General features: G+C 64.3%; 2 protein-coding genes and 1 pseudogene. All 3 read left to right on the top strand.

Annotated features, from left to right (window positions below; translation table 11 throughout):
* On the top strand, positions 1-298 hold a 298-nt coding region (locus EN955_RS34410; RefSeq protein WP_127223573.1), incomplete at its 5' end, for an ATP-binding cassette domain-containing protein.
* Positions 291-1286, top strand: a complete 996-nt coding sequence (locus tag EN955_RS34415; protein WP_013529399.1) for an ABC transporter permease — start codon at positions 291-293, stop codon at positions 1284-1286. The genes EN955_RS34410 and EN955_RS34415, both read left to right, overlap by 8 nt.
* Positions 1287-1419: 133 nt before the next feature.
* A pseudogene (locus EN955_RS34420) lies at positions 1420-1635 on the top strand (YdcF family protein); the annotation flags it as partial.

A 1635-nucleotide genomic window follows, 5' to 3' on the forward strand; every position in this document is an offset into this window, starting at 1 on the left:
GTTGAAGTGGGTCGGGCTGGGCGAACGCATGCATGTGCTGCCGCCGGTTCTGTCCGGTGGCGAGAAGCAGCGCGCCGCGATCGCGCGGGCGCTGATCGAGCAGCCGGAAATCCTGCTCGCCGACGAACCGACCGGCAATGTCGATCCGCCGCTGGCGCGACGCCTGCTGCGGCTGTTCATCGAACTCAACCGTCTCGGCACCGCCGTGGTGATCGCCACCCACGACCTCGGCCTGATGGAGCAGGTCGACGCGCGCCGCATGATCCTGGCCGGGGGAAGGCTGGATATCTATGACTGAACTGTCCGCCGAACATTTTGTGGAAAGGGAGCAGGACGCCGAGGCGACCGAAGCAAAGCCGCGCGCCCAGCGCAGGATGGCGCCGATCGTGCCGGCGCAGAACATCGCCGGCCGGGCGCTGGTGCTGGTCATCGCCATCATGACCTTCCTGTCCTGCCTGACTTTCGGCGCGGTGACGCTGGTGCGCGACACAGCGTCCGTCTGGGAAAACCAGATTTCACGCGAGGCAACGATCCAGATCAAGCCGGTCGACGGCCTCGACATGGAAGCAGCCCTTACCCAGGCCTCCCAGATCGCCGGCGAATTCCCCGGCGTCAAGGCGACCCGGATCATCGACCGCGAGGCGACCGCGCGGCTCCTTGAGCCCTGGCTGGGCTCGGGCCTCAACATCGACGAATTGCCGGTGCCGCGACTGATCATCGTCACCATCGACGAGAACAGCCCGCCCGATTTCGCCGCCATACGCGCCGCGATCACCCCGAAACTGCCGAGCGCATCGCTCGACGATCACCGCACCTGGGTCGACCGGCTGGTGGCGATGGCCCGCACCACGGTGACCATCGGCATCGCCGTGCTGGCGCTGATGCTGTCGGCGACGGTGCTGACGGTGGTGTTCGCGACGCGCGGCGCCATGGCCGGCAACGGTCACATCATCGAAGTCCTGCATTTCGTCGGCGCCGAGGCACGCTTTATCGCGCGCGAATTCCGCCGGCATTTCCTGGTCACCGGCATGAAGGGAGCGGCGGCCGGCGGTGCTGCGGCAGTGCTCGTGTTCATCGTCTTTTCCTGGTGGTCGTCGCGCAATATGGCGACGCCGCAGGCCGACCAGGCGACCGCCCTGTTCGGCAATTTCGCCATCGGTTCGGCAGGCTATCTCGGTGTCGTCTTGATGGTGCTGGTGATCGGCGGACTGACGGCGGCAACCTCGCACGCCACCGTCGTTGCCTATCTCAGCGACATCGATGTCCGCCAACCGGATGCAGGTTAATTCATGTCGCCCAAAAGTGGGAACGGGTTTTGGGATAACGACATGGATAAAACAGGGTGATCACGAATAGAGAATTCGCGTAACGCAAAGTGCGTCTTTTACCTACCCAAGGCCGCATTTCAGGATTAACCATATGGCGATGGACGCGCGGGATTCGACCGGTACGGCTGGGCAGATGCCAGTGGTGGTTGCACGTTCGCATGACCGCCGCGCTGTGAGCCGTCTAAGAGCCACGTTGCGCCTGTCCGCCCTCTCCGTCCTCATCCTTGCAACTTTGTTTGCCGGCGGTTTCGGTTGGTTCGCCAACAAGGTCAGTCACCTGACGACGCCCGCCAATCCGGCCCGGGGA

Source organism: Mesorhizobium sp. M7A.F.Ca.CA.001.04.2.1 (genome assembly GCF_003998485.1).
GTDB lineage: Bacteria > Pseudomonadota > Alphaproteobacteria > Rhizobiales > Rhizobiaceae > Mesorhizobium > Mesorhizobium ciceri.

Bases quoted from the DNA above. Each gene is read 5' to 3' on its own strand.
- EN955_RS34415 (WP_013529399.1), top strand. From the start codon at position 291: ATGACTGAACTGTCCGCCGAACATTTTGTGGAAAGGGAGCAGGACGCC.